Origin of the sequence: Mesorhizobium sp. M1088 (genome assembly GCF_040318575.1) — a bacterium.
Classification (GTDB): domain Bacteria; phylum Pseudomonadota; class Alphaproteobacteria; order Rhizobiales; family Rhizobiaceae; genus Mesorhizobium.
The window spans coordinates 130,510-153,183 of sequence record NZ_JAMYMO010000009.1; the positions used below are offsets into that span (position 1 = coordinate 130,510).

At 62.9% G+C, this 22,674-nt stretch carries 21 protein-coding genes; 6 read left to right on the top strand and 15 right to left on the bottom strand.

Features of this window, described 5'->3' with window-relative positions; genetic code table 11:
* Positions 1 to 230: 230 nt before the first annotated feature.
* The 4 genes from NKH49_RS14355 (at position 231) to NKH49_RS14370 (ending at position 4,553) form a co-directional block, all read left to right on the top strand.
* Complete coding sequence (locus NKH49_RS14355) at positions 231 to 1,193, top strand: sugar-binding protein (protein ID WP_352614994.1); 963 nt, start codon at positions 231 to 233, stop codon at positions 1,191 to 1,193.
* A gap of 112 nt (positions 1,194 to 1,305) precedes the next feature.
* Positions 1,306 to 2,850 carry a sugar ABC transporter ATP-binding protein gene (locus NKH49_RS14360; protein WP_352614992.1) on the top strand — a complete coding sequence of 515 codons (1,545 nt, stop codon included), beginning with the start codon at positions 1,306 to 1,308 and terminating at the stop codon, positions 2,848 to 2,850.
* Between the two features lie 23 nt (positions 2,851 to 2,873).
* Positions 2,874 to 3,869: an ABC transporter permease gene (locus tag NKH49_RS14365; protein WP_023677502.1), complete on the top strand. Its 996-nt coding sequence runs from the start codon at positions 2,874 to 2,876 to the stop codon at positions 3,867 to 3,869.
* 153 nt (positions 3,870 to 4,022) lie between these two features.
* Positions 4,023 to 4,553, top strand: coding sequence for a DUF2231 domain-containing protein (locus tag NKH49_RS14370; protein ID WP_352472336.1), 531 nt, complete (start codon positions 4,023 to 4,025; stop codon positions 4,551 to 4,553).
* Positions 4,554 to 4,644: 91 nt separating this feature from the next.
* On the opposite strand, the gene phnN is transcribed toward NKH49_RS14370, so the two are convergent.
* The 9 genes from phnN to NKH49_RS14415 form a co-directional block, all read right to left on the bottom strand.
* Positions 4,645 to 5,274 carry a phosphonate metabolism protein/1,5-bisphosphokinase (PRPP-forming) PhnN gene (gene phnN / locus NKH49_RS14375; RefSeq protein ID WP_352614989.1) on the bottom strand — a complete coding sequence of 210 codons (630 nt, stop codon included), beginning with the start codon at positions 5,272 to 5,274 and terminating at the stop codon, positions 4,645 to 4,647.
* Positions 5,271 to 6,410 (bottom strand): alpha-D-ribose 1-methylphosphonate 5-triphosphate diphosphatase, encoded by a 1,140-nt coding sequence (locus NKH49_RS14380; protein WP_352472334.1) that lies wholly within the window; start codon positions 6,408 to 6,410, stop codon positions 5,271 to 5,273. The genes phnN and NKH49_RS14380 overlap by 4 nt, the downstream gene beginning before the upstream one ends.
* A 79-nt stretch (positions 6,411 to 6,489) precedes the next feature.
* Positions 6,490 to 7,197 carry a DUF1045 domain-containing protein gene (locus NKH49_RS14385; RefSeq protein WP_352926357.1) on the bottom strand — a complete coding sequence of 236 codons (708 nt, stop codon included), beginning with the start codon at positions 7,195 to 7,197 and terminating at the stop codon, positions 6,490 to 6,492.
* 148 nt (positions 7,198 to 7,345) lie between these two features.
* Entirely contained in the window at positions 7,346 to 8,158 is an 813-nt protein-coding gene (iolB, locus tag NKH49_RS14390; protein ID WP_352614985.1) for a 5-deoxy-glucuronate isomerase, read from the bottom strand.
* A gap of 2 nt (positions 8,159 to 8,160) precedes the next feature.
* The gene (locus NKH49_RS14395) at positions 8,161 to 8,379 is read right to left on the bottom strand and encodes a DUF3329 domain-containing protein (RefSeq protein WP_352453009.1); all 219 of its coding nucleotides are present in this window, start codon (positions 8,377 to 8,379) and stop codon (positions 8,161 to 8,163) included.
* 41 nt (positions 8,380 to 8,420) lie between these two features.
* A complete protein-coding gene (gene iolE / locus NKH49_RS14400; protein WP_352614983.1) occupies positions 8,421 to 9,338 on the bottom strand; it encodes a myo-inosose-2 dehydratase in 918 nt (305 codons plus the stop codon).
* Positions 9,339 to 9,384: 46 nt separating this feature from the next.
* The gene (gene iolD, locus NKH49_RS14405) at positions 9,385 to 11,229 is read right to left on the bottom strand and encodes a 3D-(3,5/4)-trihydroxycyclohexane-1,2-dione acylhydrolase (decyclizing) (RefSeq protein ID WP_352614981.1); all 1,845 of its coding nucleotides are present in this window, start codon (positions 11,227 to 11,229) and stop codon (positions 9,385 to 9,387) included.
* A gap of 34 nt (positions 11,230 to 11,263) precedes the next feature.
* Complete coding sequence (locus NKH49_RS14410) at positions 11,264 to 13,198, bottom strand: bifunctional 5-dehydro-2-deoxygluconokinase/5-dehydro-2-deoxyphosphogluconate aldolase (protein ID WP_352614979.1); 1,935 nt, start codon at positions 13,196 to 13,198, stop codon at positions 11,264 to 11,266.
* Between the two features lie 200 nt (positions 13,199 to 13,398).
* Positions 13,399 to 14,127 carry an SDR family oxidoreductase gene (locus tag NKH49_RS14415; RefSeq protein ID WP_352472328.1) on the bottom strand — a complete coding sequence of 243 codons (729 nt, stop codon included), beginning with the start codon at positions 14,125 to 14,127 and terminating at the stop codon, positions 13,399 to 13,401.
* 137 nt (positions 14,128 to 14,264) lie between these two features.
* Between NKH49_RS14415 and NKH49_RS14420 the strand changes: the two genes are divergently transcribed.
* Positions 14,265 to 15,155 (top strand): AraC family transcriptional regulator, encoded by an 891-nt coding sequence (locus tag NKH49_RS14420; RefSeq protein WP_352539974.1) that lies wholly within the window; start codon positions 14,265 to 14,267, stop codon positions 15,153 to 15,155.
* On the opposite strand, the gene NKH49_RS14425 is transcribed toward NKH49_RS14420, so the two are convergent.
* A complete protein-coding gene (locus tag NKH49_RS14425; protein WP_352540037.1) occupies positions 15,152 to 15,997 on the bottom strand; it encodes a MurR/RpiR family transcriptional regulator in 846 nt (281 codons plus the stop codon). The two genes, NKH49_RS14420 and NKH49_RS14425, sit on opposite strands and share 4 nt — an antisense overlap.
* Before the next feature lie 153 nt (positions 15,998 to 16,150).
* On the opposite strand from NKH49_RS14425, the gene NKH49_RS14430 reads away from it, so the two are divergent.
* Entirely contained in the window at positions 16,151 to 17,260 is a 1,110-nt protein-coding gene (locus NKH49_RS14430; protein WP_352614977.1) for a Gfo/Idh/MocA family protein, read from the top strand.
* Between the two features lie 228 nt (positions 17,261 to 17,488).
* On the opposite strand, the gene NKH49_RS14435 is transcribed toward NKH49_RS14430, so the two are convergent.
* The 5 genes from NKH49_RS14435 to NKH49_RS14455 form a co-directional block, all read right to left on the bottom strand.
* On the bottom strand, positions 17,489 to 18,580 hold the full coding sequence (locus NKH49_RS14435) for a 3-deoxy-7-phosphoheptulonate synthase (protein WP_352614975.1): 1,092 nt from the start codon (positions 18,578 to 18,580) through the stop codon (positions 17,489 to 17,491).
* 340 nt (positions 18,581 to 18,920) lie between these two features.
* Entirely contained in the window at positions 18,921 to 19,715 is a 795-nt protein-coding gene (locus NKH49_RS14440; protein ID WP_352614971.1) for an SDR family oxidoreductase, read from the bottom strand.
* Between the two features lie 23 nt (positions 19,716 to 19,738).
* Positions 19,739 to 20,740, bottom strand: a complete 1,002-nt coding sequence (gene iolG, locus NKH49_RS14445; RefSeq protein ID WP_352614969.1) for an inositol 2-dehydrogenase — start codon at positions 20,738 to 20,740, stop codon at positions 19,739 to 19,741.
* A 64-nt stretch (positions 20,741 to 20,804) separates the two neighbouring features.
* Entirely contained in the window at positions 20,805 to 21,572 is a 768-nt protein-coding gene (locus NKH49_RS14450) for an ATP-binding cassette domain-containing protein (RefSeq protein ID WP_254815918.1), read from the bottom strand.
* A 2-nt stretch (positions 21,573 to 21,574) separates the two neighbouring features.
* A complete protein-coding gene (locus NKH49_RS14455) occupies positions 21,575 to 22,651 on the bottom strand; it encodes an ABC transporter permease (protein WP_292655972.1) in 1,077 nt (358 codons plus the stop codon).
* Between the last annotated feature and the right edge of the window lie 23 nt (positions 22,652 to 22,674).

A 22,674-nucleotide genomic window follows, 5' to 3' on the forward strand; every position in this document is an offset into this window, starting at 1 on the left:
GCAAGCCAGCCTGGTATCGGACGGTTCCCGTCAGCCGAAGTTCGCCTGCCGTTTCGGGAAATGTCAGACAAATCGGACTATTTACGAACGGCGAATGAGTCTCTAAAGTCGATGATCGCGGCTGGAATGGCGTCGTTCCTCGCTGCCGGAACCCTGAGGAGGAGGGCGTCCAAGCCGCGTCGGCACGTTCATCATCAGCGAAAATTACTAAGTCAAATGGGAGGTTGAATATGAAATCTGTAATACGAAATGCGTCCGTCGCCGCTGCGGCCCTGCTGCTCGGCCTGTCCGTCAGCGCAATTGCGCGGGCCGACGACAAGCCGACACTGGCCTTCGTCGTCAACGGCGCTTCCGATTTCTGGAAGGCGGCCGAAGCCGGCGTCAAGAAGGCTCAAGGCGAACTGCCCAAATACAATCTGGAGCTCAAATATCCGGAGCAGTCCTCGGTCGCCATCCAGCAGCGCCTGATGGACGATCTGGTGACGGCCGGCGTGAAGGCGATCATGGTCTCGGCCGTCGATCCCAAGACGTCGACCGACGGGCTGAACAAGATCGCCTCGGAAACGGCGTTGTTCACCACCGACAGCGACGCACCGCAGACCAAGCGTGTCGCCTATATCGGCTCTTCCAATGTCGATGCCGGCAAGCAGGCGGCAGAGATCGCCAAGAAGGCAATGCCTGACGGCGGCAAGTGCCTCGGCTTCGTTGGCCTGCTCGGCGCCGACAATGCCAAGGAACGTATCCAGGGCATGAAGGAAGGTCTCGCCGGCACCAAGATCGAATTGGTCGACGTGCGCGGCGACGACATCGATCAGGCTCGCGCCAAGAAGAACGTCGAGGACGCGCTGGTCGCCAGCCCTGACGTCACCTGCATGGTCGGCTTCTATTCCTACAACACGCCGCGCATCTATGAAGCGCTGCGCGATGCCGGCAAGCTCGGCCAGATCACCGTCGTCGGCTTCGACGACGATCCGATCACGCTGGGCGGCGTCAAGGAAGGCACCGTCGCCGCCACCGTCGTGCAGCAGCCCTTCGAATGGGCATATCAGGGCATGAAGCTGATGGCTGCCTATCTCGAGGGCGATAAGTCGGGCATTCCCGCCGATGGCCTGATCATCATCCCGACCAAGATCATCGGCAAGGACGATGTCGACGCCTACGCCGCCAGCCTCAAGGCGATGTCTGGAAACTGAGCAAATTAGGTTGCGCCGGCTCAAGGTTCGTCTTGAGCCGGCGTTCTATTGACGGGCCTCGCGAGGCCCGTCAGTCTGAGACCAAACGGCTCACCGGCTGCTGTCAGGCGTGATGAATTATTCCGACCCATCCATCGTTGCATCCACGGCCGCTCCGTTCCTGAGCCTCGACGGTGTGCGCAAGACCTATCCCGGTGTCGTCGCGCTGGACGGATTCTCGATGGACGTAAGGCCCGGCGAGGTCATCGGCCTGGTCGGCGAAAACGGCGCCGGCAAATCGACGCTGATGAAGATCCTCGGGGGCGTGACCAGGCCGGACACCGGCACCATCACCGTCGATGGCGTCGCCCATGACGGGCTGACTGTCGAGGCAAGCATCGGCTCGGGCATCGCTTTCGTCCACCAGGAACTCAACCTGTTCGAAAACCTCGACGTGGCCGCCAATATCTTCTTTGGCCGCGAACCGCTGCGCGCCGGGCCGCTCAAGCTCGTCGACCGCGCCAGGCTGCGAGCGCAGGCGGCGCCGCTGCTCAAACGCGTGGGCGCCAATTTCTCGGCCGATACGCCGGTGTCGGCGCTGTCGCTGGCGCAGCAGCAAATGGTCGAGATCGCCAAGGCGCTGTCGATCGAGGCAAGGCTGGTTATCCTCGACGAACCGACCTCGAGCCTGCCGATCGCCGAAACCGACAAGCTGCTCGGCGTCATCAAGGCGCTGAAGGCAGACGGCATCAGTGTCATTTTCATCTCGCACCGCCTTCACGAGGTCGAGCGCGTCGCCGACCGCGTCGTCGTGCTCAGGGACGGAATGCTCGCCGGAACCTTGCCGAAGAGCGCGATCAATCACGACCAGATGGTCAAGCTGATGATCGGCCGCATGCTGAAGGAGCGCGAGAAGGCCGCGGAATCGGCGCGCCCGCCGGGCTCTGTCGCGCTGTCGGTCAAGGCCATTCGCACCGCTGCCTATCCCGACCGGCCCGTCGACCTCGATGTCAGGCATGGCGAGATCCTCGGCCTCGCCGGTCTCGTCGGCTCCGGCCGGACGGAGCTGGCGCGCGTCCTGTTCGGCATCGACAAGAGCTTTGGCGGCTCGTTCCAGCTTGACGGAAAAGATCTGGTTCTTGGTTCGGCCGCGGACGCAGTGGCCAACGGTATTTTCCTCGTCCCCGAGGATCGCAAGCTGACCGGCATCCTGCTCGACCTGTCGATTGCCCAGAACATTTCGCTGCCCAATCTGCCGGCGCATTCGCGGCGCTCGCTGGTCTCGGCCGGCGCGGAATCCGCCACCGCCGAGAAGCAGAAGACCGATCTCGGCATCAGGGCGCCCTCCGTCCAGACGCGCACCGGCACGCTGTCCGGCGGCAACCAGCAAAAGGTCGTGCTGGCCAAATGGCTGGCGATGAAGCCGAAGGTGATGATTCTTGACGAACCGACCCGCGGTATCGACATCGGCGCCAAGGCCGAGATCTACGGGCTGATGCGGGCGCTGGCCGATGCCGGCGTCGCCGTGCTGATGATCTCCAGCGACATGGAGGAGGTGATCGGCGTTTCCGACCGCATTGCCGTCATGCATGAAGGCCAGATCTCGGGCATTCTCGACAAGGACCGGTTCAGCCAGGAAAACGTGCTGCTGCTGGCGGTCGGCAAGCAGCCGAAGTAGTTCGCAGGCACTGGGAGAAGACGATGAGCAAGAAAGATCTCGGCCTGCTGATCCTGATCCTGGTGGTCGGCGCGGTGGTGGCAATCATCAACCCACGCTTCCTGCTGCCGATCAATCTCGCCAACACCTCGAACCTGATCGGGTTGTTCGGCATCCTGTCGATTGGCCAAGCCTTCGTCATCATCACCGGTGGCATCGAATTGTCGGTCGGCTCGGTGGTTGCGCTGCTCGGCGTGCTGTTCATCGACTTCATCGCCACGCGCGGCATGGCCTGGCCGGTCGCCCTGCCGCTGATCCTGGTGCTCGGCGGCATCATCGGGCTGGCGCATGGCTGGCTGATCACCCGGCTCAAATTGCAGCCTTTCGTGGTGACTTTGTGCGGCCTGTTGATCTATCGCGGCGTGGCGCGCTTCTACACCGCCGACGGCACCGCCGGCTTTGCCTTCGGACAGAACTTCCCGGAACTCGAGTTCCTGACGGCGGGGCGGTCCTGGGGCGTGCCGAACAGCTTCATCGCGCTGATCGTCATCGCCGTCGTCATGTGGGTGGTGTTGCACCGGTCGGTGTTCGGGCGCTATCTCTATGCCATCGGCAAGAACGAGGAAGCGGCAAAATATTCCGGCATCCGCACCGGCCGCATCGTCATGGCCGCCTATGTCATCTGCGGCGTGCTGACGGCGCTGTCAGCTATCTATTTCGCCATGTACACACGCTCGATCTCGCCGGCGAGCCACGGCCAGTTCTACGAGCTCTATGCCATCGCGGCCGCGGTGCTCGGCGGCTTCTCGCTGCGTGGCGGCGAAGGCTCGCTGATCGGCGTCCTGCTCGGCACCGTGCTGCTGCAGGAGCTGCAGAACCTCGTCAACCTGCTCGGCATCCCGTCCTCGCTCAACTTCGCCGTCATGGGCGGGGTGATCCTCATCGGCGTGCTGGTCGACCAGCAATGGGGCGTGTTCAGGGCGCGGCGGCGGATGCTGGAAGCCACACGCAAGGGCGTGGCGGGTGCTGCCGCTGAGTGACGCAAAAATAGCTGGATGAAATTCGCCGACGGCCATGGCAGGTGGCGTGAAAGAGTCAGCCGGAGCTTCGCGACAGCAGTTCAGGTCGGTCTCTATTTGGAACGAAACCCGTATCTGAGCGTTTATTTAAGCTTTGCTGCGCGGAGGCGTCCCATGCCCACGAATCCAGTTAGTACCGCCAAAGTAGGAACTCACCCCCTCCACCCGATGCTGATACCTTTTCCTGTCGCGTTTCTTGTCGGTGCGTTTGTCACCGACCTGGTTTTCTGGGGGACTGCCGATGCCTTCTGGGCACGGGCATCGATGTGGCTGATCGGGGCAGCCATCGTAATGGCCCTTCTCGCTGCGACAGCCGGTTTTATCGACTTCCTCAACGAGCCGCGCATTCGCGCCTTGTCCGACGCCTGGTACCACATGCTGGGCAACTTGACCGCGGTCGTTGTGGCACTGATCAATTTCTACCTTCGCTATGCGCAAGGCGCCGAAGCCGCGGTCCGCCCATGGGGTGCGCTCTTGTCGTTCATAGTGGTCTGCATACTGCTGTTCACCGGCTGGAAGGGCTGGGAGATGGTGTATCGGCACCACGTTGCAGTTCTGGATACACCAGCGGATGCGCCAGCGAAGCCTTCGACAACCACTGCCACGGATACTCGTCACGCTGGTCGGGACCGGCACGCCGCATGAGGCCATAATCCCGAAAACTGGATACCGATTTCCAAAAAGATATCGGTTAGACAAGTAGCGCCCATACCGAATGCATCGGATGGGCTCTACTTCAGATAAGGCCCGACATGTCGGAGAAGGCCATGGCCTTGCGCAGCACCTCGGCGAAGCGCTCGCCGGCGGCTTCACGAGGGCCGCTATTGTCGATCGAGGTGACACCCGGTCCGGACAGCGCCACATTGGCACTGCGCGCCAGCCGTGCCAGCACTTCGCCGCGCGATTCGCGACCCCGCAATGCCAGCCGCTCGGCCAGGATATCCGGTGTAGCCGTGATCTCGACGACCGCCAGATTGGCGTAGCGCTCCCGCAGCGCCGGGATGATCGCGCGCGAGACGTTGGCGATCGCGACACGGCCGTTTGAGACCGACCAGTCGACTTCGGCCGGGATGCCATAGCGCAGGCCATGCGCCTCCCAGGAAATGGCGAAGGCACCATCCGCTTCGGCCTCGACGAAGGCAGCATCGGCGAGCGTATCGTGATCCTCGGTGGCCGCATCGCTCGGCCGGGTGATCACCCGGCGCACGAACTCCAGCCGGCTCTCGTCGGCAAACACGGCGCGCGCATAGCCGATCACCGTGTCCTTGCCGGCACCGCTCGGCCCGACGACGGCGACGAAGACACCGTCGCGGATCGGAAATCTCGCGGCGGACAATTCACGCTCGACCGATGCCGACACCATCATGCGACCCGGCGTCCCTGCCGCCAGACCGTGCGGACGACCGGGACATGGTCGTCGACGCGCACGCGAACCAGATCGGCGCGCCGGCCGGGCTCGATGACACCGCGATCGGTGAGGCCGACCGCCTCGGCCGGGTTCTTCGAGACCATCGCCACCGCCTGTGGCAAGGAAATGCCCTCGACCACGTCGCCGAGGAAGAAGGCTGACTGGATCAGACTGAAGGGAATGTAGTCCGACGACAGGATATCGAGCAGGCCATCGCCGGCCAGCGTGCGGGCCGAGACATTGCCCGAATGCGACGCGCCGCGCATGACGTTCGGCGCGCCCATCAATACGCCGAGCCCTGCCTCTTTTGAAGCCCGCGCCGCCTCCTCGGTGGTCGGGAACTCGGCGACGCGCACACCTTGCTCGATCGCTTCGTCGACATGGCCGACGGTCGCGTCGTCATGGCTGGCGAGCACGATGCTGCGCTCATGACAAGCCGCGGCGATGAAGCTGCGGTTCGGGCTCGAATTCCTCGCCGATTCCGCCATCCGCTTTTCGCAGAATTTCTGGAAATCGCGATCGGTCAGCTTCAGCTTGCGCTGGTAGTAATAGGCGTAGGTTTCCAAATTGACGAACTGGCGCTGTCCGGGCGCATGGTCCATCAGCGACGCCAGCCTGACCCGCTCGTCGCCGTCGAAATTGGCGAAGGCCGTGAGGCAGTCCGGCGCCGAAACCTCGCAACGCAGATGGAGGAAATGGTCGGCCCTGAGCCGGTCCTGCTGTACGCTGTCCTCGATCGCGTCGGCCAGCTTGCGTATGTCGGCGGCCGTCAGGTCGGCATCCTCGTCCATGCCGACACGCAAGGCGTCGAGCACGGTGGTAATGCCGGCGGTCGCCACCTGGGCGTCATGCGCGAGCACGGCTGCGATCGGGTTCCAGCGCACTTTCGGCCGCGGCGCGTAATGGCCTTCGAGATGGTCGGTATGGAGCTCGACCAGGCCAGGGATGATGAAGTCGCCGCCCATGTCCTCGCCGCTGCGGCCAGCGCCGGGATCGATGGCGGCGATCACCCCGTCGCGCAGCACGATCGACCCTTCGACGATCTGGTCGGCCAGCACGATACGGGCATTGTCAAGAACGGTCTCGGCAGTCATTTCAGGCAGTCCTTGCAGCATTTTGCAGCCAATTGAAAATGAATTGGCGTCGCACTATCCGGTTAAAGCAAATAGCCATTTAGGCAGTTCTTCTGGCCGGGTGGCGCCCGAGCGCGTGATGCGACAGCACCATGAACGGCGCACCCGGTTCAGTTTCCACAAACAGCGTCAGCGCGTCCACCGCCACCGGCCGTTGCAGCACGTCCGTAAACAGGCTGTCGATTGCTAGGCGAAGACGAGGGCTTTCCTGTGACGACACCCGGCCGGACAGCGTCATATGGAAGCGAAACGTCTCGAAGACATAGGGATCGCCCCACTGGCAGAGATTGCGGAACTCGTCGGGCTTCAGCGAATCGGGGCTGCGCCGTTCGATCTCGGCTTCCGTCAACGGCGCGCGGAAGCGGTCGAAGTCGCGCACAACGTCGTCGGCGAAGCGGTTGAGCGCCGGCAGCGGTGCTTCCGGCACCAGCGCGAAGAAGCCGTCGATCTGGCTGACGACGAGGCGCGGGATCGTAACCAGCGGCGTCGCCTCGGCAAAATCGTCGAGTGCTGCACGAAGCGACGTTTCCGTCTCGTTGGAGGCCAGTCTGAAGGGCGCCTTCAGTGTCGCATGAAAGCCATAGCGGCGCGCCGAGGCGGTATGGAAGGCAACTTCTGCCGCCGACAACTCGCCCGCAGCCTCGACCGGCTTTGTGGCGGCACCGAATGGGTCGCGGGCGAGCCAGTCGGCAGCGATCCGTGCCAGCGGTTCGTCCTGTCGGGGGGTGAAATAGATCGCGTAGCGCATCGAAAGTCCTCGTCAGCCCCGCTGCCATAGGTGATTTCCATGACGAATTGACGAAGCTTTGCGGCGTTTTCGGTAACAAAACCACACAGCCGGGTCGTTAGCCGACGATTTTTCGCTTGGACCAGCGGTTGGGGCGAAGGGGAAGTGGTTAGGCCTTCATCAGCCATTCGTGCTCGGGCGCGTTGTGGAATTTCCACGTCCGCTTCGGTCCGGCCATGACGTTGAGATAATAGAGATCATAGCCGTGGCAGGCGGCGCAGGGGTGATAACCCTTGGGGACCAGCACGACGTCGCCGTCCTCGATCGCCATCGCCTCGTCGAGCGAACGAGCACCGTTCTCGTCGGCATCGGTGTAGACGCGCTGGAAAGCAAAGCCCTGTGGCGGGTTGAGACGGTGGTAATAGGTCTCCTCGAGATAGGATTCAGCCGGCAGATTGTCCTGGTCGTGCTTGTGCGGCGGATAGCTCGATGTGTGGCCGCCGGGTGTGATGACCTCGACCACCAGCAAGGAATCGGCCGGCTTGCCCTCCGGCAGGATGTTGGTGACATAGCGCGTGTTGGTGCCTTTGCCGCGAACCTCCTGGCCGAGATCGTCGGGCGCGATGACACGGACCTGCAGACCGCCGCCCAGTCCTGGCGCCGAACAGACGGCAAGTTCGAGATCGGTATCGGCGCTCACCGACCACTCCGACCCCTGCGGCACATAGACCGACCAAGGCTTGCCTTCGAACGGCGACATGCGTTCGCCCAGCAAGCCGAGATCCTTGCCGCCGGCCTTGGCCTTGCCCTTGCCGGTGACGAACACCAGGCAGACCTCACGATCCGCGGTTTGCCCGGAAGCGCTCTCGCCGGGCCTGAGCCGATGCACATCGAAGCCGACATAGGTCCAGCCGGCGTTTTGCGGCGTCACATGAGCGACGCGGCCGTGGCCCTTATTGGCTTTGACGAGCAGCTTCGACATGGTCATTCCTTCGGTTCGGCGTCCGCCGATGACTTGTCCTCGTCAGCCGGCTTGTAGAGATAGAAGAATTGCCAGACGGCATAGCCGGCGAAGCCGAGCGCGATCACGCCCCAGAACGGCGTGCCGGTGGCGAATTCGATCACCGACCAGACCAGGCAGACCGCGACAACGGCAACGCGCCGCCACAGCGGCCGGAAAAACGGGTGCTCGGAGTCTTTCATCGGATCACCCCCGGCATCGGATCAGCCCTTCCTCGCGAGCCTCAAGCATTGGGAAAGCCTTGTGTCTCCACCGTATAGCCGGCCGCTGTCATCACCCGCATCAATTCCTTGTAGCCGACCTGCGCCATCTTGAGCGGCGGGTTCTTCTTCGGATCCTGCTCGGCCTCGACCACGAACCAGCCTTCATAGCCATGGTCGGCGAGCCTCTGGACGATGGCGCCAAAATCCAGCGAGCCATCTCCCGGCACGGTGAAGGCGCCAAGTGCCACCGCGTCGAGGAACGATTGCTTCTCGCGATCCAGTCCCGCGATCACCTCCATGCGCACATCTTTCACATGCACATGGTTGATGCGCGGGTGGTGGTTATCAATAGCGCGCAGCACATCGCCGCCGGCAAAGGCCAGGTGACCCGCGTCGAGCAGCAATGGAATGGCTTCTCCCGAATAGCGCATGAAGGCATCTAGCTCAGGCTCGGTCTCAACTACTGCCGCCATATGATGATGGTAGGAGAGCGGCATGCCTTGCTCTGCACACCATTCGCCGAACTGCGTGAGCCGCCGGGCGTAGGCTTTCATTTCCTCGTCCGAAAGCCTGGGCTTGCTGGCGAGCGGCTTCGAGCGGTCGCCCTGGATGGAGCGGCCGACTTCACCATAGACGATGCATGGTGCGTTCACCGCCTTGAACAGGTCGATCATCGGCTGGATACGATCCTTGTTCTTCGCCATGTCTTCGTCGACCAGCGTCCCCGAGAACCAGCCGCCGCAAAGCGTCACGTCGGCCTCTTTCAGGATCGGCAGCATGATCTCCGGATCGTTGGGAAAGCGGCGGCCCATTTCCATGCCGGTAAAGCCAGCCGAACGCGACTGGCGCAGGCACTCCTCCAGCGACACATCATCGCTGAGTTCCGCAAGATCGTCGTTCCACCATGCAATGGGGGACATGCCCAGTTTGGCTTTCAAGTCGTCACTCCAGTTTCTGACATTCGAGGCGGCGTTGGCGGGCGCGTTAAAACCGCCGCCCGCTCAGCGCTTCCTCATATTTCTTGCGCGCCGCATTCACTTGCGGCCGTGCCGAGACTTCCGGCACTGCGACATCCCACCAGCTTCCACCAGCCTCGGTCGAAACCAGCGGGTCGGTGTCGATGACCAGCACCGTCGTTCGCGTGTTCTTCTTCGCTTGCACCAACGCCGTTTCCAGCCCGGCGATCGATGGCACTTTTTCGGCAATCGCACCCATGCTCGCAGCATGCGCGGCGAAGTCGATCTCGGGCAAGGTTTCGTGACGGGCGTCCTTCAGCAGATTGTTGAAGTTGGCGCCGCCGGTCGCCATCTGCAGCCGGTTGATGCAGCCATAGCCGCGGTTGTCGAGCAGCACGATGGTCAGCTTGAGGCCGAGCATCACCGAGGTCGCGATCTCGGAATTGAGCATCAGGTAAGAGCCGTCGCCGATCATCACCACGACCTCTTCGTCCGGCTTGGCCATCTTGACGCCAAGCCCGCCGGCGATTTCATAGCCCATTGTCGAGAAGCCGTATTCTGCGTGGTAGGAGCCGGGCGCGCCCGCCTGCCATAGCTTGTGCAATTCGCCGGGCAAGCCGCCGGCCGCATGAAGCAGTACCACGCCGGAGCCCATGGCGCGCTGTACTGCGCCGATCACTTGCGCGTCGGACGGATAGGCGGCATTGGTCGACGCCGTCACCTTGTCGGCATCCGCTTGCCAGCTCTTCTTGCCCGTGATCGCATTGTCGGTCCAGCCTGAAGGGGCTTTCCAGCCTTTCAGCGCCGCAGCGAGTTCGGCGAGCCCTTCCGCCGCATCGGCGACCAGCGGCAGCGCCTGGTGCTTTCCGGCGTCAAAAGGCTGCACGTTGAGCCCGATGATGGTCCTGCCGGCATGCTTGAACAATGCCCAGGAGCCGGTGGTGAAATCCTGCAGTCTGGTGCCGACGGCAAGCACGACGTCGGCCTCTTCGGCCAGCCTGTTGGCCGCCGAAGTGCCGGTAACGCCGACCGCGCCCATGTTCAACGGATGATCGTCCGGGAGCGAGGATTTGCCGCCTTGCGTCTCACAACCTGGAATGCCGGCGCCTTGCACCAGTTTTGCCAGCTCCTCGGATGCCTGCGAATAGAGTACGCCGCCGCCCGCGATCACCAGCGGCTTTTTCGCCGCTTTGAGTACCGCGACTGCGGCCGCCAGTTCGTTGCGGTCCGGGCGCTGCCGTCGCGGCGTCCAGAGTCGCTCGGCAAAGAAACTCTCGGGGTAGTCATAGGCCTCGGCCTGCACGTCCTGGCACAGCGCCAGCGTCACCGGGCCGCATTCGGCGGGATCGGTCAGCACCTGCATGGCGCGATTGAGCGCCGGCATGATCTGCTCCGGCCGCGTGATGCGGTCGAAATAGCGCGACACCGGGCGGAGGCAGTCATTGACCGTCGCCGTGCCGTCGGAAAAATCCTCGGCCTGCTGCAGGACGGGATCGGGAATGCGATTGGCGAAGACGTCGCCGGGCAGAAACAGGACAGGCAACCTGTTTACATGCGCAAGCGCCGCAGCGGTCACCATGTTGAGCGCGCCGGGGCCGATCGAACTGGTCGCGGCCATGAAGCGGCGGCGGAAATTGGCTTTGGCGTAGGCGATCGCCGCATGCGCCATTGCCTGCTCGTTATGGGCACGGAAGGTCGGCAGTTCGTCGCGAACCTGGTAGAGCGCCTCGCCGACGCCGGCGACATTGCCGTGGCCGAAGATCGCCCAGACGCCGCCGAAGATCGGCACCTTCTTCCCGTCCATCTCGGTCATCTGTCGGGCAAGAAAGCGGGTCAGAGCCTGCGCCATCGTCAGGCGGATTGTCTTGGTCATGTCGGTTCCTCCGCAGTCCTTATGCCGCGCCTTCTTATGCTGCTTTGCGACCGCGCGCGGCAAGCCATGCCTCGGTCAGTTTTTCGAAACGCGATGCCATGTCGGCCACCGCCTCCTCGTCCGACATCTTGCCGGCAAGCCATTGTTCGGCAGCGTTAATGAAGATGGTGCGGCCGACAGCGAAGCCTTTGACGATAGGCGCCTTGGCGGTGGCGGCGAAGGCCGCTTCCAGCTCGTCCTGCGGCGCTTCCAGGCCAAGCAGCACAATCCCGCGGCACCACGGATCGTGCTTCAGGATCACCGCTTCGATCTTTGCCCATGCGCCGGCCGAAGCCTGCGGCTCGAGCTTCCACCAGTCGGGCTTGATGCCGAGCGCATAGAGTTCCTCCAGCGCCCGCGGGATCGTCATGTCGTCGAGCTTGCCGTGCTTGCCGGCGATGATCTCGACCAGAAGTTCTCTACCCACTTTCCGCGCGGCCTCGAACAAAGCGCGCAGTTTCTGCTGCTGTTCTCTCTTCAGCGCCGCGGGATCGTCGGGATGATAGAAGCACAGGCACTTGATGCAGTGGTCGACCGGCCATTCGGTCAGTTGCGAACCTATGTCTTGCGAGAACTCGAAGCGAAGCGGCCGCGAACCCGGCAACTCGACCGGCCGGCCGAGCCAGGCGAAGGAATGGTGGGCGAATTCGAACATCGCCTCGCGTCCGTATTTTTCGTCGAGCAGCATGCCGTAGCCGGCGCGGCCAGCCGCGACCTTGGCCGCAGCCTTGACCGTCAGCACCTTGAAAGCCGGGATTCGCGACGGATCGGCGCCGGCTTTTGCCGCGACATCCTCCAGCTGGACGCGGTGGTCGCAGGCGAACGCCATCAGCGAGGGGATGTCGCGCCGGCGCGTGGTCGCCCAATGGATGTGATTGATCGCCTCGTCCTTGCGCAGCGCCAGATGCTTGCTGCCGTTTTTCAGGAAGAACTGCAATTCCTCGAAAGTCGGGTATTCCGGTGCGCAGAGGAGCCGCGACACGGCAAAGGCGCCGCAGGCATTGGCCCAGGTCGCCGCCGTCGCCAAGCCTTCCTCGCCGAGCCAGCCGCGCAGGAAGCCCGACATGAAGGCGTCGCCGGCGCCGAGCACATTGTAGACCTCGATTGGAAATCCCTTGCCGACGATACCGTCCTCGAGGTCGTCGCTGATCGGCCCGTCATAGACGATGCAGCCCATGGCGCCGCGTTTCAGCACGATGGTTGCCGCCGACAGCGAGCGGATGGTTTTCAGCGCGCTCAGGCAATCGTCTGCGCCCGAGGCGATCATGATTTCCTCTTCGGTGCCGACGATGAGATCGCAATCGGGCAGCACCGTCTTCAACTGCGCCGAGACGCGGTCGGATTTCACATAGCGCTCGAAGCCTTCGGCGTGGCCGGCGAGACCCCAGAGGTTGGGGCGGTAGTCGATGTCGAACACCACCTTGCCGCCCTTGGCTTTCATGACACGGATCGCCTTGCGCTGGGCGGCGTCGCTGTTGGGCCGTGAAAAATGCGTGCCGGTGACGACGACCGCGCGTGCCGAAGCGATAAACGCCTCATCGATATCGTCTTTCGAAAGCGCCATGTCGGCGCAATCGCTGCGATAGAAGATCATCGGCGAGACGCCTTCATCCTCGACCGACAGCAGCACCAGGGCGGTCAGCCGCTCCGGATCGGTCTTGAGGCCTTGGACCGAAACGCCCTCGCGGGTCAGCTGCTCGCGGATGAAGCGGCCCATCTGCTCATTGCCGACGCGGGTGAGCAGCGCCGAGCGCAGGCCGAGCCTGGCAGTACCGACCGCGATATTGGCCGGACAGCCGCCGACCGACTTGGCAAAGGAAGTAATGTCCTCGAGGCGCGAGCCGATCTGCTGACCATAGAGATCGACGGAAGCGCGGCCGATGGTGATAATGTCGAGCGGCGCATGTCTCGCTTCCACGGCTTCGCCCATTCGAACCTCCCATCGGCTTTGTTGTTTTGGGTAACACGCGCGAGCGGCAGCGTGGCGCCGGCAATATGAAATAATAATTCCAATCCATAGTCAATATGGAACGAGCATTCCCAAGGCTGAAAAGTGCTGTGCAAGGCTCGCGCGTTCAGAAACTTTGAAGTCAGACGAACGTCAAGTGTCTACCACTGAAACCAGCTGATTTACCAAGGAAGCGGGCCATCATCGTTGAAGTACCCGGCGGTCGGGCCATCGGCGTCCAAGGTCGCCAGGTGAATGACGATCTCGGCCGCCTGCTGCACCGTGCGGTGACCTTTATACCCGTTGAGATCGGTGGCAGTGTAGCCGGGCGCCGCGGCGTTGACCTTGATGCCTTGCGGCGCGAGCTCCCTGGCGAATGCCACCGTGATGGCGTTCAAGGCTGTCTTGGAGCTGCCGTAGCCCATCATGTTAACGGCGTGGTTCGCAGTGGCGGGATCGAGCGCCCGGCCGATGGACCCGGTGGAGCTGCTCACCATCACGATCCGGGCAGCAGGTGCTGCTAGCAGCAGCGACAGGAATGCCTGGGTCACGCGGATCGGGCCGAAGACATTGACGTCGTAGGTGGCCTGGATGTCGGCGATCCGCTGCTGGCTCGGCGGCAGGTCGTAATTGATGGCGACGCCGGCGTTGTTCACCAGCACGTCGAGGCAGGGGCTGGCCTGCCTGAATGCCTCGGCTGCCGCCTTCACACTGTCATCCCGCGTGACGTCCAGCTCAAGCCACTCCACGTCGAGGCCTTCGGCGCGCAATGCCTGCGCCGCCGCCATGCCGCGTTCGGCGCTCCTGGCGCCGAGCCAGACCTTGAAGCCCTTGGTCGCCAGTTGCCGGGCGATTTCACGGCCTATACCCTTGTTGGCGCCGGTCACCAGCGCGCTTTTCGATGTCGTCATATCGGTGTCTCCATGTTTGCTGTGGAAGACCCACAAATGGCGCGAGACAGCGTGCGCCGCGCGCCGGAAATTCTCCGGTTCTTGCCTAATCCTCTCACGCTGTTGCGCAGCTGGTGCGAATGCGCGATGCTGGCGCAATGAGCGAAGCGCTGCAGGAGTTGATCGAGATCGCCGGCCGCCATGCGCGCGGGCGAAGAACAAGAACGGCGATTCCCCGCGTTTCGATCGGCCGCAGCGAAGTCGCCACGGCGCCAATACCAGGGGTGTGGGGGTCGGGGATCTTATTCGTACTGCAGGGCGCGAAGACGGTTCTGATCGGCGACCGGGCTCTTCGTTACAATCCGGCCAGCTATTTCATCTATACTGTCGAGACGCCCACCATCAGCCAGATAATCGAAGCGAGCGCGGCGCGTCCTTACCTGGCCATTGGCTTGACCCTTGACCTGCAGGCCGTCGCCGCGCTCCTCGTCGAGCACGCGCCGGCCCTCAGTGGCGACAGTTTCTCCACCTCTCCCGCTGATGACGACCTGCTCGACGCGTTGCGTCGAATGATGCGGCTGCTTGACCGGCCAGCGGAGATTCCCGTGCTCGCGACCATGATCGAGCGAGAGATGTTGTTTCGGCTCCTGCAAGGCTCCCAAGGCGGAAAGCTTCGTGAACTTGCGCGCGCCGATGGCCATCTGTCCCGGATTGGCCGGGCGATCGCCTGGATCCGTTCGCATCCCCATCAGCCGGTCCGGGTCGGCGATCTGGCCGAGATTGCCCGTATGAGCAGTGCTGCGTTTTATCGTCACTTCAAGGCGGCAACGGCCATGAGCCCAATCCAGTATCAAAAGCAAATCCGCTTGCTGGAAGCCCGCCATCTGCTGATTGCCCAGCCGGGCAACGTCGCACGTGTCGCCTTCGCCGTCGGCTATGTGAGTGCTTCCCAGTTCAGCCGGGAGTATGCCCGCCAGTTCGGGTCGCCGCCTGCACGCGACGCAGCGCGGCTTTCGGCAGAAGGCGAAACGGCAATAGAGGTGATCTAAGGCTTGCGCTTGCGGCCGCTATCGCGCCGCTTCTCGCCGACCGCGACGGTCAGCGCCATAGCCAAAGCCATCGTCGCCGACAGCGAGCGGAAGCCGGCGAAATCGGCCTCGGCGACCTCGAACCAGACCCTGGCGAATTGAGCGAGTGGCGAAAAGGAGCTGTCGGTAATCGCCACGATCGGCACGCCTTGCTCCGAAATGACGCGCGCCTCCTCGATGGTGGCCGGGGCATAGGGCGAAAAGCTGATGGCGATCACGGCGTCCCTTGGAGAGGCAAAGCCGATCATCTCTGCATTGAGGCCGGCGGCCGATTCGATCAGCTGGTTGCGGATCTTGAGCTTGCCCAATGCATAGGCGATATAGGAGGCGACCGGGTAGGAGCGCCGCTTGGCCAGCACGTAAATGGTTTCGGCCTTGGCCAGCACGGTGATCGCATCTTCGAAATGGTCTTCATTCAGCGTGCGCGAAATGTCGTTGAGCGAGGTACTGGCTGCGGCAACAAAACCGTCGAAAATCGCGCGGTGGCCGGCGCCTTCCTCGGCCTTGGCGCGCAATGCCGCCAGCCTTTCATCATAGGATGAGTTGCGCTCGCGCAGGCGCTCGCGAAACACCAACTGCAGGCTGGTGAAACCATCAAAACCAAGCTGCTGGGCAAAGCGGATCAGGGTCGAAGGCTGGACACCGGCGGAAGCGGCGATGCTGGCAGCGGTGCCGAAGGCGATATCGTCTGGGTTGTCGAGCGCATAGGCGGCGATCTGGGCGATACGTTTCGGCAGGCTCTGACGCCGCTCCAGTATCGTCGCCCGCAGCGTCTCGAAATCGCGCGGCACCCGTTCGTCCATCGTCGCTCCGCCCAGGCTCATCGTCTGGTTCCCTCTGTGGCCCATCATAGCGGGCCTGTGCAAGAACACCATAAAAAATGAGACAAGCGTTCCATCTGCAGACAAAATGGACTAATTCATCCACACAAATTTTGCGCACAGGGAGGCAAGCGGATGGTCGGGGTAGGTCTTATCGGCACGGGTTTCATGGGCAAGTGCCACGCCATTGCCTGGAACGCGGTCGGCACCGTCTTTCCCGATGTGGCCAAGCCAAGGCTGGTCCATCTGGGCGAGGTCAACGAGGATCTTGCCAAACGCCGTGCCAGCGAATTCGGCTTCGCCAAGGCGTCCAGTGACTGGCGCGCCGTCGTCGACGACCCGGATGTCGATGTCATCTCGCTGACCACGCCGAACCAGTTCCACCCGGAAATGGCCATCGCCATCCTCGAAGCCGGCAAGCATCTGTGGTGTGAAAAACCGATGGCGCCAAGTTTTGCGGAGGCGCAAGCAATGGCTGCGGCGGCCCAAAAGTCCGGCAAGGTGGCCGCGCTCGGCTATAACTATATTCAGAATCCAGCGATCCGCCATATCGGCGCGCTGCTCGACGAGAAGATCATCGGCGAGGTCAACCATCTGCGTATCGAGATGGACGAGGACTTCATGGCCGATCCGGAGGCGCTGTTCTTCTGGAAGCACGAGGCGGCGTCCGGTTACGGCGCGCTCGACGATTTCGCCGTGCATCCGCTGTCGCTCATCGCCGTACTGTTCGGCCGCGTTGCCCGCGTCATGTGCGACATGGCCAGACCCTATGCCGACCGCCGCGTCGCCTCGGGCGGGCGCCGCGCGGTCGAGACCTACGACATTGCGAGCATCCTGATGCATCTCGAAAACGGCATCGCCGGCACGCTGCTGGTCAACCGTTCGGCCTGGGGCCGCAAAGGCCGGATCGCCATCCAGATTTTTGGCTCGAAGGGCTCGATCCTGTACGACCAGGAGCGGATGAATGAGTTCCAACTCTATCTGACGGCCGACCGGCCGACCGAGCAAGGCTATCGCACCATCCTGGTGGCGCCGCATCATAAGCCTTATGACGCCTTCCTGCCGGCGCCCGGCCACGGCCTTGGCTTTAATGACCTCAAGATTATCGAATGCCGGGAACTGTTGACGCGACTTGCCGGCAAGCCGGCGCGGATCATCGATTTCGACGAAGGCCTGGAGATCGAGCGCACGGTGCACGCGATGGCGCGCTCGTTCGCGGAACAGCGCTGGATGGAGGTGCGGTAGTAAGCCCGCGCTGGTCTCCCCTTCCCCCCTTGTGGGAGAAGGGGAGACCGAGCGAAGCTCGGTCGGATGAGGGGTGTTGGACGGATCGCTACAGCGAAGAAATAAACGCTTAAAATCCCTCAATATTTTGCGCCGAGTTTCTTCCAGCACCCCTCATCCGGCTCGGCGCTGCGCGCCGATCCACCTTCTCCCACAAGGGGAGAAGGGTCAGGGCCGGCATTGGCTGCCTCAGGCGGCTCCCGGACGGCCAGCGATCATGGCGCGTCGCGCCGACCGGCGCTGCTCGACGGCGTCGGCAAGGCCGTGCAGCACCGTTTCGGTGGTTTCCCAGTCGATACAGCCGTCGGTGATGCTCTGGCCATAGACGAGCGGCTTGCCGGGCACGACGTCCTGCCGGCCGGCGACGAGGTTGCTCTCGATCATGATGCCGATGATGCGCTCGTCGCCTGCCGCGATCTGGCCCGCCACGTCAGCCGCCACCAGCGGCTGGTTTTCCGGCTTCTTGTTGCTGTTGGCATGACTGACGTCGATCATCAGCCGAGGTGCCACGCCGATCCGGCCGAGCTCAGCGGAGGCAGCAGCTATGCTTGCCGCGTCGTAGTTGGGCACAATGCCGCCGCGCAGGATGACGTGGCAGTCCTCGTTGCCGGTGGTCGTCGCGATGGCGCTGCGCCCACCTTTCGTCACCGCCATGAAATGGTGCGGCTGGGCGGCGGATTTCACGGCCTCGGCCGCGATCCGCAAATTGCCGTCGGTGCCGTTCTTGAAGCCGACCGGGCAGGACAGGCCTGATGCGAGTTCGCGGTGGATCTGGCTCTCGGTCGTGCGCGCGCCGATCGCTCCCCAGGCGACGAGGTCGGCAATATATTGCGGGGTGGCCATGTCGAGGAATTCCGTCGCCGCCGGCAGGCCGAGATTGTTGACGGCGGAGAGCACGTTGCGTGCCATCCTCAGGCCCTTGTCAATGTTGAAGCTGCCGTCGAGGTCGGGATCGTTGATCAGGCCCTTCCAGCCGACCGTCGTGCGCGGCTTCTCGAAATAAACCCGCATCACGATCTCCAGCCGGTCCGACAGGCTTTCACGCAGCGATGCCAAACGGCTGGCATAGTCTACGGCAGCGGCCGGGTCGTGGATCGAACAGGGGCCGACGACAACCACCAGCCGGTCGTCGGCGCGGGTCAGCACGGCGTGGATGGCATTGCGTGATGCGGCAACGGTGCGCGTCGCCGTCAGCGTGCGCGGTATTTCCCGCATCACCTCGTCGGGTGTGCTCAGTTCTCTGATTTCCTTGACCCGAAGATCGTCTGTGGTCGTCAACACGGCTTACGCTCCTGATTGGGGAGACCTGCCGGCTGAAACAAAAAAGCCGCCAGGTCTGGCGGCTGTTCGGATATTGTTGCTGCAATCTTCAGATCGAGCGCAATCCTCCCGCCGCCAGCGAGCTCATAAAGTACCAATATGTGGCGGTCAGGTTGATCATGAGGGCTGATATAGTCGATGCGGATGCGCTTGTCACGTGCCTGGTGAGGAGGAGGTTTACTCCAGCCCATTCGCGATTGGCTGAAGCCCCCCGAACTTCGTCATCCTCGGGTCTGCGCCGCGTCGCTGCGCTCCTTGCTCCGCCCGTGGATGACGAAGCGTTCCGCTAGACTTGCCGGCGTTATTCCGGCGACGACCCGGCGACGCTCTGGTCGTAATCGACCAGCGACCCGGTCATGACGCCGGACTGCGGGCTGATCATATAGCTGATCAGCCGGGCAAGCTGTGCTGGCTTCACCAATTGACCCATCGGCTGCGCGGCCTCGGCCCTTTCCAGCCAGTCGTCCGGGGCGTCGTGCCATTTCTTCTGCACGATCGCCTCGCCCTCGGTGTCCATCCAGCCGGGCAGCACCGCATTGCAGCGGATGCGATTGCCGCGATAGGCATTGGCGACATTCTTGGTGAGTGTCGCCAGCGCTCCCTTGCTTGACGAATAAGGCGCCAGGAACGACTGGCCGCAATGCGCCGACATCGACAGCACGTTGACGATCGAGCCCGGTGCCTGGCGCGCCAGCAAATGCGCCACCACGCCCTGCATCAGGAAAAACGGGCCCCGCACATTGGTCTGGAATATCTGGTCGAACAGATCCTCGGAGGTCTCGACCAGCGAGCCGCGAGCCGAGGTGGCAGCGGCGTTGACCAGCGCGTTGACGGAACCAAAATGGCCAATCGCCGTTTCGACCGCACGCTTGCAGTCGGCCACTTTTGAGACGTCGGCGCTGATGAAGATGGCATCGACGCCTGCCCCCTTGAGGATGGCGACAGCCTTGTCGCCCTTCTCCTGCGAGCGGCCGATCAGTGCCAGCGCCCGGCAGCCCTCATCGGCCAGCGCTTCGGCGACGGCAAAGCCGATGCCTTGTGCGCCGCCGGTGACGATGGCGCGTGTTTCGGAATTGCGACCGGCTGAACCGTTCATCGCCTTGCTCCGTTGCTTGATAGTCAGATTGTTTTGTCGAGGCGGATGGTCTTGCCTTCCTTGGCCGATTTCAGCGCCGCATCCGCCAGCCTGAGCGCCACCAGCCCGTCCTTGCCGCTCGGCGTCGCCTTCTTGCCTGACGTCGCTGCCGCGATGAAGGCAGCGATCTCGTTGGCATAGGCGTCGAGATAACGGGTCATGAAGAAATCGTGCAGCGGCGGCCGCGTATAGCCCTTCTCATTGGCCAGTTCGATCGACACCGGCCGCTGGTTCTCGGCCGCAATCATGCCTTTCGAGCCATGCACCTCGATGCGCTGGTCGTAGCCGTAGGTGGCGCGGCGCGAGTTGGAAATGACGCATTGCTTGCCGGAGGCAGTTTCGAGGATGACGCTGACGCTGTCGAAGTCGCCGGCCTCGCCGATCTTCTTGTCGATCAGCACCGAAGCGTGAGCGCTGACCGCCACCGGCTCCTCGCCGAGCAGGAAGCGCGCCATGTCGAAATCATGAATGGTCATGTCGCGGAAGATGCCGCCCGAGCGGCCGATATAGTCGAGCGGCGGCGGGCCGGGATCGCGCGAGGTGATTGTCACCATTTCGACAGTGCCGATGGCGCCGTCGTCGATCGCCTTGCGCACGGCGGCAAAATGCGGATCGAAGCGGCGGTTGAAGCCGACCATCAGGGTGGCGCCGGCCTTGTCGACGACGGCCAGGCATTGTTCCACTCTGCCGGCGTCGAGATCGATCGGCTTTTCGCAGAAAATCGCCTTGCCCGCCTTGGCGAAGCGTTCGATCAGGTCGGCATGAGTGTCGGTCGGCGTGCAGATGACGACCGCGTCGATATCGCCGGCCTTCTCGATGGCATCGATGCTGCGCACTTCGGCGTCATAGGCAGAGGCCAGATCGGTCGCCGCCTTCTCGAAGGCGTCGGCAACCGCAACCAGCCTGGCCTGCGGATTGGAACCAACGGCGCGAGCATGGACCTTGCCGATACGGCCGGCACCGAGAAGAGCAAAGCGAAGAGGCATGAAGAATTTTCCTTTAAAGATGGTTCGGAGGGGGGCGTCAGCACCTGTGGCTCGGCGTTGGCCGTTACGCCGCAAGTTCCGCCTGCCCGGTCTTGGCACCGGTGATGTAGGAGACGATATCGTTGCCGTCGGTGTCCTGCTTGCGCAAATTGGCGACGATGCGGCCGCGCCGGAAAACGACGATGCGGTCGACCAGGTCGAACACCTGGCGCATGTTGTGAGAGATCAGGATCAGCGGTTCGCCATTCTCCTTCAGCGTGCGGATGATGTTTTCGACCTGCATCGTCTCCTGCACGCCGAGTGCCGCCGTCGGCTCATCCATGATGATGAGCTTGGAGGCGAAGGTTGCGGTTCTGGCAATTGCCACGCACTGGCGCTGGCCGCCCGACATATGGCGGATGGTGTTGGAAAGATTGGGGATCTTGACCGCCGTGCGGACCAAGGCTGCCTCGGTCGCCTTGCGCATGAACTTGCGATCGAGGATCGAGAAGGGCCCGAGATTGAACAGCACCCGCTCGCGGCCGAGGAACAGGTTCGACGGCACGTCGAGGTCGTCGGCGAGCGCGAGGTTCTGGAACACCGTCTCGATGCCTGCCTCGCGGGCTTCGATGGGGCCGGCAAAATTCACTTCCTTGCCGTCGAACCACATCCTGCCACTGGTGCGCTGCTCGACGCCGGTGATCTGGCGTACGAAGGTCGATTTGCCGGCGCCGTTGTCGCCCATGATGGCGACATGCTCGCCCTTGCGCAGCTCGAAGTTGGCACCCTCCAGCGCATGGACGCCGCCATAATACTTGGTCAGGTTTTCGGTCTTCAGGACGATGTCCGACATGATCAAGCCCTCATTGCCCGCAGGCGTTGGCGCCACTGGTCGAGAACGACTGCGCCGACGATGATCACGCCTTTGACCATCTCCTGATAATAGGCGTCGAGGCGCAGAAAGGTGAAGCCGGAGATGATCACGCCGAAGATCAGCGAGCCGATCACCGTTCCGATGATCGAGCCGCGGCCGCCCGACAGCGAGACACCGCCGATAACCGCCATGGCGATCGCATCGAGCTCGTACATTACACCCATGCCGGCTTGGGCGGTGAGATTCTTCGAGCTCAGCACCACGGCGGCGAGCGCGGCGAGGACGCCGGCAATGACGTAGACGAGGATCTTGTGGTTGGCGATGTTGATGCCGGACATGCGCGCGGCGTCCTCATTGGAGCCGATCGCATAGCAGTGCTTGCCATATTTGGTGTAACTCAGGATCAGCTGGAACAGCACTGCGAGCGATATGAAAATGATGACCGGCATCAGCCCCTTGCCGATGGCGGCGAAACTCTCGGTCGGAAACGAGATCGGCTGCCCCTTTGACCACCATTTGGCGATGCCGCGCGCGGTGACCATCATGCCGAGCGTGGCGATGAACGGTGGGATGCGCGTGTAGGCGATCAAAGCGCCGTTGACCAGGCCGGCCAGCAGGCCGCAGCCGATCGCGACCAGCACGGGCACGATCACCGGCAGGTCGGTCCAGCCCTGGGCGATGAACATCGCCTTGGGGTTCGGGTTGCCGTTGACCGTCGCTACCTGGGCGAAGCTCATGGCTATCATCGCCGTGGCGCCGACGATCGAACCTGAGGACAGGTCGATGCCGCCGGTAATGATCACCTGCGTCACGCCGATGGCAATAATGCCGACGATCGACACCTGCAGGATGATGATCTGCAGGCGCGCTTCGTTGAAGATCGCATCGATATTGTCGCGGGTATTGAAAAGGAAGCTGTCGCCCAGGAAAACCCGGCCGATCAGCTCGAAAGCGCCGACCAGGATGACGAGCGCCAGGAAGACGTTGAATTCGGCCGGCCATGCGCGCCGTTTCGCATCATAGCTGAGCCCGCCGACGCCGTGAGATGTCTGTGCCAATCGTGCTTCCTCCGTCAGCCACG

Bases quoted from the DNA above. Each gene is read 5' to 3' on its own strand.
- NKH49_RS14355 (WP_352614994.1), top strand. From the start codon at position 231: ATGAAATCTGTAATACGAAATGCGTCCGTCGCCGCTGCGGCCCTGCTG.
- NKH49_RS14360 (WP_352614992.1), top strand. From the start codon at position 1,306: ATGAATTATTCCGACCCATCCATCGTTGCATCCACGGCCGCTCCGTTC.
- NKH49_RS14365 (WP_023677502.1), top strand. From the start codon at position 2,874: ATGAGCAAGAAAGATCTCGGCCTGCTGATCCTGATCCTGGTGGTCGGC.
- NKH49_RS14370 (WP_352472336.1), top strand. From the start codon at position 4,023: ATGCCCACGAATCCAGTTAGTACCGCCAAAGTAGGAACTCACCCCCTC.
- phnN (WP_352614989.1), bottom strand. From the start codon at position 5,274: ATGATGGTGTCGGCATCGGTCGAGCGTGAATTGTCCGCCGCGAGATTT.
- NKH49_RS14380 (WP_352472334.1), bottom strand. From the start codon at position 6,410: ATGACTGCCGAGACCGTTCTTGACAATGCCCGTATCGTGCTGGCCGAC.
- NKH49_RS14385 (WP_352926357.1), bottom strand. From the start codon at position 7,197: ATGCGCTACGCGATCTATTTCACCCCCCGACAGGACGAACCGCTGGCA.
- iolB (WP_352614985.1), bottom strand. From the start codon at position 8,158: ATGTCGAAGCTGCTCGTCAAAGCCAATAAGGGCCACGGCCGCGTCGCT.
- NKH49_RS14395 (WP_352453009.1), bottom strand. From the start codon at position 8,379: ATGAAAGACTCCGAGCACCCGTTTTTCCGGCCGCTGTGGCGGCGCGTT.
- iolD (WP_352614981.1), bottom strand. From the start codon at position 11,229: ATGACCAAGACAATCCGCCTGACGATGGCGCAGGCTCTGACCCGCTTT.
- NKH49_RS14410 (WP_352614979.1), bottom strand. From the start codon at position 13,198: ATGGGCGAAGCCGTGGAAGCGAGACATGCGCCGCTCGACATTATCACC.
- NKH49_RS14415 (WP_352472328.1), bottom strand. From the start codon at position 14,127: ATGACGACATCGAAAAGCGCGCTGGTGACCGGCGCCAACAAGGGTATA.
- NKH49_RS14420 (WP_352539974.1), top strand. From the start codon at position 14,265: ATGAGCGAAGCGCTGCAGGAGTTGATCGAGATCGCCGGCCGCCATGCG.
- NKH49_RS14425 (WP_352540037.1), bottom strand. From the start codon at position 15,997: ATGGACGAACGGGTGCCGCGCGATTTCGAGACGCTGCGGGCGACGATA.
- NKH49_RS14430 (WP_352614977.1), top strand. From the start codon at position 16,151: ATGGTCGGGGTAGGTCTTATCGGCACGGGTTTCATGGGCAAGTGCCAC.
- NKH49_RS14440 (WP_352614971.1), bottom strand. From the start codon at position 19,715: ATGAACGGTTCAGCCGGTCGCAATTCCGAAACACGCGCCATCGTCACC.
- iolG (WP_352614969.1), bottom strand. From the start codon at position 20,740: ATGCCTCTTCGCTTTGCTCTTCTCGGTGCCGGCCGTATCGGCAAGGTC.
- NKH49_RS14450 (WP_254815918.1), bottom strand. From the start codon at position 21,572: ATGTCGGACATCGTCCTGAAGACCGAAAACCTGACCAAGTATTATGGC.